8 protein-coding genes are annotated in these 7,542 nt (G+C 48.5%); all 8 read right to left on the reverse strand.

The features are described 5' to 3' along the window. Positions 1–57 precede the first annotated feature (57 nt). Entirely contained in the window at positions 58–258 is a 201-nt protein-coding gene (gene rpoZ, locus L693_RS0122375) for a DNA-directed RNA polymerase subunit omega (protein ID WP_025720130.1), read from the reverse strand. 122 nt (positions 259–380) lie between these two features. Beyond that, positions 381–953, reverse strand: a complete 573-nt coding sequence (gene gmk / locus L693_RS0122380; protein ID WP_025720131.1) for a guanylate kinase — start codon at positions 951–953, stop codon at positions 381–383. A gap of 14 nt (positions 954–967) precedes the next feature. After that, positions 968–1,228 (reverse strand): extracellular matrix/biofilm regulator RemA, encoded by a 261-nt coding sequence (gene remA / locus L693_RS0122385; RefSeq protein ID WP_005548256.1) that lies wholly within the window; start codon positions 1,226–1,228, stop codon positions 968–970. A 56-nt stretch (positions 1,229–1,284) separates the two neighbouring features. After that, entirely contained in the window at positions 1,285–2,172 is an 888-nt protein-coding gene (locus L693_RS0122390) for a YicC/YloC family endoribonuclease (RefSeq protein WP_025720134.1), read from the reverse strand. Between the two features lie 35 nt (positions 2,173–2,207). Then, complete coding sequence (locus L693_RS0122395; RefSeq protein WP_025720136.1) at positions 2,208–4,100, reverse strand: bifunctional homocysteine S-methyltransferase/methylenetetrahydrofolate reductase; 1,893 nt, start codon at positions 4,098–4,100, stop codon at positions 2,208–2,210. A 155-nt stretch (positions 4,101–4,255) separates the two neighbouring features. Then, complete coding sequence (locus tag L693_RS0122400) at positions 4,256–5,284, reverse strand: hypothetical protein (protein ID WP_025720138.1); 1,029 nt, start codon at positions 5,282–5,284, stop codon at positions 4,256–4,258. Positions 5,285–5,458: 174 nt separating this feature from the next. Further along, positions 5,459–6,292, reverse strand: coding sequence for a diaminopimelate epimerase (dapF, locus tag L693_RS0122405; protein WP_025720140.1), 834 nt, complete (start codon positions 6,290–6,292; stop codon positions 5,459–5,461). A gap of 110 nt (positions 6,293–6,402) precedes the next feature. Next, positions 6,403–7,542 (reverse strand): cation-translocating P-type ATPase (locus tag L693_RS0122410; protein WP_025720142.1); only part of this gene is annotated, 1,140 nt, incomplete at its 5' end.

Here is a 7,542-nt window from a genome sequence, read left to right on the forward strand (position 1 = left end):
CTTGCGGTTGTCAAAAGAATTGGCATTGCGCCTGGTTATAATGATTGTCTACAGTTCTTATTCTTCGCCGCTTTCAAGCAGAAGATGATCTGCGTAGATCTCTTCCAACGCTATTCCAACCTGTTTGTGTGATTTAGGGCTCTTCAGAGTCGTCTTCTCACCCTCGCGCAACTGTCTAGCCCGGCGTGAAGCAGCTACAACCAGCGAATATTTACTATCAACCTTTTTCATCATTTCATCAATGGAAGGATACAGCACGAATAGACACCTCTTCATGTAGTTTTGGGACTGTATAAGCTGAACTTAAGTGTACACCTTCAAGCCCAGCATATACAGTGTTATTTCTCTTTAAGTACGCCTGGCATATGTAAAGTCCTGATTTATGGATGAACCTTACAATGTTCGGCGATAATAATGGATTCTATTCGTTTACAAGCGAAATCAATCTCATCATTCACAACCGCATAATCATAGTGGCGCAACAGATTCATTTCATCCACAGCTACCGACATGCGGTGGTCGATGGTGGCCTGGGTTTCGGTCCCCCGTCCCCGAATTCTGTCCTTTAATTCATCCAGCGAAGGTGGAAGCAGGAAAATGAAAATGCCTTCAGGAAATTTCTCTTTGACCTTTAGTGCTCCCTGAACCTCAATTTCCAGAAAAATATCTTTACCCTGCGCAAGCGTCTGATCTACAAAATCACGTGGAGTACCGTAAAAATTGCCCACATACTCAGCATACTCCAGCATCTCATCCCGCTCAATCATACCTAAAAACTCGTCACGCGTTTTAAAAAAATAGTTTACTCCATCCTGTTCACCCGCACGAGGTGCTCGAGTCGTAGCAGAAACGGAGTAGGTTATTTCCGGCAACTTTTCACGCAACGCATTGCCTACCGTTCCTTTACCAACACCCGAAGGTCCGGATATTACAAATAATAATCCCTTAGCCATAGTACACTCCATTTTTATTCGTCATTATCATCATCTTTAGTGGATAGGCGATGAGCGACCGTCTCCGGCTGCACCGCAGACAGGATTACATGGTCACTGTCCGTAATAATAACAGCCCGTGTCCGGCGGCCATAAGTAGCATCAATTAACATATGACGGTCCCTGGCTTCCTGTATAATCCGCTTGATCGGAGCAGACTCCGGACTGACGATGGAGATAATTCGGTTGGCCGACACGATATTGCCGAAGCCAATATTGATCAATTTGATTGCCATATTCAGGTCTTTCCCCCTATACATGTGACTATTGCAGCCGTGCCGCTACCAGGTAGCTACTCAATATTCGCAGCCTGCTCACGAATTTTTTCAAGCTCTGCCTTCATCTCGACGACCAAATTAACCAATGTGAGATGATTGGCCTTGGAGCCGATCGTGTTAACTTCCCTGTTCATTTCCTGGATTAAAAAGTCTAATTTGCGGCCGGCCGGCTCGTCCGACAGCAGCAACCCCTTGCATTGCCCAAAGTGACTTTGAAGCCGGGTAAGCTCCTCATCAATATTGCTGCGATCCGCGAATAAAGCAATCTCCATTCCGAACTTATGCTCATCAAGCGTAAATAAACCGTCCTGAAGCTCTTTAAGTCTGTTTTTTAGCCTGTTACGGTAGTCGCTCACAACATGGGGAGCCAGCACCGTCATTTCATGATGCAGGGATTCCAGATGGGAAATGCGGGATTCCACATCTCGTGCCAAATACCCGCCTTCTCGCTTTCTCATCTCCAGCAAACCCTGCAAAGCTTCATGTAAGGCTCGCTGTAGCTGCTCTTCCCAGCCCTCTTCGTCTCCATTGCAAGCCTCTCCAGGCTCGCCCAGAACGTCAGGCAAAGCAAGAATGTCGCTTATACCTAATGTTCCTTTCACGCCATAACGATCCGCCAGCTGCTCCGCTGCATGCAGGTATGCCTGCACCACAGTGTCATTCAACCGTGCGACGGGTATCTGTTCTTCATCACGTTCCCTATGGATGAAGACGTCGACACGACCGCGCTTAATCTGCTGCTGAACCGTTCTTCTCAAGCCATCTTCAAAGCGTGTCCATTCGCGCGGAATCCTCATCATCACTTCGCAATAGCGGTGATTCACCGATTTTAGTTCCAAGCGAACTTTATAGCCTTCATATTGAAAGATGGCTTGACCGTATCCGGTCATACTCAATGACATCGGCATCACATCCATTTTACTATTGTAATTGATTATTATAGTCTAAACAAGGGGGCCTGCGCGCTGCCGGATTTTTGCCATACATAAGAAGCCAGCTCTGCCGTCATTTCATAGAACATAAATGGAGTCATCAAATAGATTCCATTAAAATGCTTCATCGCCGTATCAAGCAGCTCCTTGGCAATGGACACCCCCATTGCTCGTCCTTCCGAACCCTCCAGACCAGACATGCGTGCACGCACCTCATCCGACAACTGAATACCGGGTACTTCATTGTGCAGGTATTCTGCGTTCCGCCCGCTGGCCAGCGGCATAATACCGATAAAAATCGGGACCTCCAAATGCCGTGTCTCTTCCGCGATGGCTACAATAAGCTCACGGTCGTAGACAGGCTGGGTCATAATATAATCAGCTCCGGAGGCAATTTTCTTTTCCAGCCGCTGTACAGCTTTACCCAAATGCTTGACATTGGGATTAAATGCAGCACCTACCACAAAATTAGCCTTCTGCTTTAGTGGCTTACCGGAAAATGCAACACCATCGTTTAACTGCTTGATCATACGTATAATTTCAAAAGAAGTCATATCATACACCGAGCTGGCACCCGGCAAATCACCGAACCTTGCTGGATCTCCAGTAACCGCCAGTACATGGTCAATGCCCAGCGCGTCAAAACCCATCATATGAGACTGAGTACCAATCAGATTGCGGTCACGGCAAGCAATATGGATTAATGGGCGCAAACCCGTTTCAATGCTGACCAAATGCCCAAGCGCCATGTTGCTCATCCGCGTAACGGCAAGTGAATTGTCGGCCAGCGTAAGCGCGTCGGCCCCGGCTTTTTTCAATGCATGCGCACCTTGCATAAATCGTGTAATGTCCAGATCGCGTGGAGGATCAAGCTCTACAATGACCGTATGCCGTTCCTTAACCATATCCACAATGTTGGGCTTGCTGGCAAATCTGCCATTGCCACGTTCCCCTTCATCTGCAATCGGCTCCGGTTCAGCGACGTGAATTGACTCGTTTAGCAATACTTCTTTCGGAGCCAGCGGAGGCGGCTGCAAGCCACTCAAAGCTTTGGAAATCGCCGCAATATGATCTGGTGTAGTTCCGCAGCATCCGCCAATCAGCCTCGTTCCCAAATCTACGAAGGACGCGGCACATTCACCAAAATATTCAGGTGTTGCACCGTATACATAATGACCGTCCACATAATCGGCGAGACCCGCATTAGGATATACGGACAGCGGCACTGACAAGGGGCCTTCCAGCTGCTCCATTACACTCATAATCCCCTGTGGACCAGAATGACAGTTAAATCCAAGAATGTCCGCTCCTTCATCACGCAACACCGAAAAAGCTTCTGCTACTGAAAAACCATCCTGTGTACGGCCAACCTGGTCGACTGCAAACTGACAGATTACCGGAATATCACTATATTTACGCACACCGTGAAGCGCAATCCGCATTTCATCCAGTGAATAAAACGTTTCGCACAAAATACCGTCTACTCCTTCGGAGAGAAGGGCATTAATCTGCTGGTCATAGTTTCGAGCCAGCTCCAGCTTGGATATGTTAAGCCGTTTCCCCCCGCATATGGAGCCTACCGCACCCACCACATAATGATCAGGTCCGGCCGCTGCTCGGGCAATTCTTACCCCTGCACGATTGATCTCTTCTACTCTGGATTCCAGCCCAAACCATGCCAGCTTATAATCATTTGCAGAGAATGTATTGGTCTCCAGCAATCGTGCTCCTGCATTTAGATATTGACTATGCACATCCGCTATAACGTCAGGTGAAGTAATATTCAACTCTTCGTAAGAAGTATTTACTGGAAATCCCAGCTGGTACAAAAAGGTCCCCATTGCGCCGTCTCCGACAATAAGTTCACGATTCAGCACAGTACGCAAATCCGGTTTCATTTCCTCCGCTCCACCCCGCTCTTTATTTTCATATTAATGTAACATAAAAGAGACTGCAAACATAAGCCAAAAAACAAAAAAAGCCGTCTCACTCCCCAAAATGATGTGGCCAGGAGTGAAGCAGCTTGACTTATAATTGTTATTTTATACTATAATTATCTCATTTGCCCATCTTCGGCATAAAGGGAGAATGCGTAAAAGGCTCCTTTTTTATTCACCTTAGCCACAATAGAAGCCGTTCCCCTTTGCTTTGTGGAAAATGTATACTGATTCCCTTGAATCCCAACATTATAGCCTGACAAATTGATATTAAATAAGAGCTGAACCTTGGGCTTGACCAGTTTCAAAGCTTCTGAAGCGGTATATTTGGGATTGGCAAACGATTTTTTGAAATCTGCGTCATCATTCCAGTCCACCCCGTAGGTGGATACAGCCAGCACTTTGCCAGTTGTTGCGCCGATTTTGACCTCACTCGACTCGTTTACATCCTCGAACGACCAATAAGAAAACCCCTTGGCCTCGTCCTTGAAGCGTGAAGCATGCTGTACGGTAATCCGCTGACCGCTAACACGCTTAAAAGTGTTCGTTGCCCGGCTCAGCAATACAGGGTCCACCTGCTTCAACGGGTAGTCTGCATTAATGGTTATGCTGTTACCCCGATCTACATCAACGTACAATGAGGACGCCTTTTCCCCTGCGCCCCAAAATACCCAGTAGTTAGAAGGCTTATTGGACTGGTAAGGAGATTTAACCCGCCAAAAAGCTTCAAATTGCATGGAGCGCTTGGGGTCAAACGCTTTGGCACTGTTCAGCACTTTGGCCTTGAGAGACGCGTCCAGTGCCTTGCCCATGCTGCTTATTTTATACCGTACCGTGGTAGAATCCACTCTATTCTTTTCCTTATTATATTCCGTTTGGAACGTAGCTGTTCCGTCTTCCAATTCGCCTTCGACAATCCAGGTTTTACCCATATCCGTCACATCGTCAAATTGAAATGGTGTTTTCGTACCGATCAGTTCCTGTACTGCCTTTTCCAGACGGTTCACAACAGTTGGAGTTAGCGAGCCGACCTGCTTGCTCGTCGTGTCAACGGCAGCAGCAGGGAGGGTAGCAGCATGAGCCGGAAGCGCGGTAGCTACAAATATAAGGGCTGCAACTGCTGAAATCCAACGAAATTTCCGCACCATGAACGGCCTCCTTATTGTTTTCTTATCTGTTATATTATACATCGTTCAGACGTCAAAAAAAGACAGAATGTTGCTAAATACCAAAAAAGAAGACCTCACAGGGTCTCCTTTTCACTCATTTTTATACAATTCATAAACCAAATGCACGCTCTTTTCCATGCTCCATGTATTTCAGGACAGACGACCATCATACACAATTTCAGCCGGGCCTGACATATACACGTGATTGTCGTCCTCGTTCCATTCGATATCCAGATCGCCGCCCTTCAGACTTACAATGGCGCGTCGGTCACTATACCCGTTGAGTACAGAAGCCACAAGTGTGGCACAGGCCCCGGTTCCGCAAGCTAGCGTAGGGCCGGCTCCCCGTTCCCATACTCGCATCTCTATGTGATCCCGACTTCGGACCGTAGCGAACTCAACATTTGTCTTTTTAGGAAATAGCGGATGGCTTTCCAGTTTCGGTCCCCAGGCCTCCAGTTCAAAGCCAGGTGCATTTTCAACATAGATGACACAATGCGGATTGCCCATGGATACAGCCGTAAAACGAAAACCGCTTCCTCCAGCTTCGATGGACTCATGAATTACACGGTCCAGATCCAGCGTAGTCGGAATTTTCAAGCCCTCCAGAATCGGCTCTCCCATGTCTACCTTCACCATACGTACAAGTCCGTTCTCTACAGTCAGTTCGACCTGCTGCACACCAGCACCCAGCGTCTCGATCGTAATCCGCTCACGGCTGATATGCTTGCGGTCATATACATATTTGGCTGCGCAGCGAATAGCATTCCCGCATTGCTCTGCCTCCGATCCGTCCGAATTAATGATGCGCATGCGGAAATCGGCTTTTTCTGAAGGCAATATATATACCAGACCGTCAGCACCAACACCAAAATGTCGATCACATAGCCGAACAGCCAATTCTGAAGCGTCAGACGGCAATTCCTGATGCCCAAACCAAACGATAAAATCATTACCCAAGCCGTGCATTTTTGTGAATTCCATAGCTTCCCTCCGCCGTTGCTGCTAATCTCATGCTCCTCGTAAAGCTTTATTCCCATGATAGCATACAGGGCAAGAGCGGGAAAGCCATGTGATGATACCTAACCCGGATGCTAGGCTGAAAACTTCGTGCGTCCTGTCGAAAAACGGTTATTTCCGCCATGGCGACGGTTGCGTCTACCGCCCCATACGCTTCCCGCCCCCATCAGGAAAGTCGGAATCCCGGCCGCGACGATGGAAAGCGCCCACTCACGCAAGCCCAGCGGCACTGTTTTGAAAATAGGTTGCAGCATAGGTACGTACATGACCACCAGCATCAGCACAATGGATGACAGTACGGCAAGTACGAGATAGCTGTTTTGAAACGGGTTACGGTGGAAAATAGAACGGGAACTGCGGCAATCGAATACATGAATTAACTGTGCCAGGACCAGCGTAGCAAAGGCAACCGACTGCGCTTTAACCAGTTGTCCTGCGTCATCCGGTGCAATGCGCAATGTCAGCCAGAAAGCGGCAAGCGTACATAAGCCAATTAACAGTCCGCGACTAATGATTTTCCAGCCCAGTCGACGGGCAAAAATATTTTCCTTTGCACCGCGTGGCTTATGCTCCATCAGATCCTTTTCCGGCTGATCCACACCCAGAGCCATCGCTGGAAGGCCATCCGTTACCAGATTGACCCATAAAATCTGGATCGGAAGCAGCGGCAACGGCAGCCCGGCCATCATTGCGAAAAACATCGTCAAAATTTCGCCAACGTTGGAGGCAAGCAGATAACGGATAAATTTACGAATGTTTTCGTAAATATTCCGTCCTTCCTCAATCGCCGCCACAATCGTCGAGAAATTATCGTCGCTCAGCACAAGCGCAGCTGCTTCTTTGGTCACATCAGTTCCCGTCATGCCCATTGCAATACCGATATCCGACGCTTTGATCGCCGGTGCATCATTCACGCCATCCCCGGTCATAGCTACGACATGTCCGCGTCTTTGCAGCGATTTGACGATGCGTAGCTTGTGCTCCGGCGACACACGCGCATATACAGACACGCTGTCAACAGCTTTGTCCAGCGCCGCATCATCCAGCGCAGATAGCTGCTGTCCCGTCAGCACATGTGAGCCACGCTGGAAAATGCCGAGCTGCTGGGCAATGGCCTCAGCAGTTGTGCCGTGATCACCCGTAATCATCACGGTGCGAATGCCGGCACGGCGGCACCTGCTGATAGCCTCACGAGCCTCGCGGCGCGGCGGGTC

Source organism: Paenibacillus sp. 1-18, assembly GCF_000520755.1.
Lineage (GTDB): Bacteria > Bacillota > Bacilli > Paenibacillales > Paenibacillaceae > Paenibacillus > Paenibacillus brasilensis.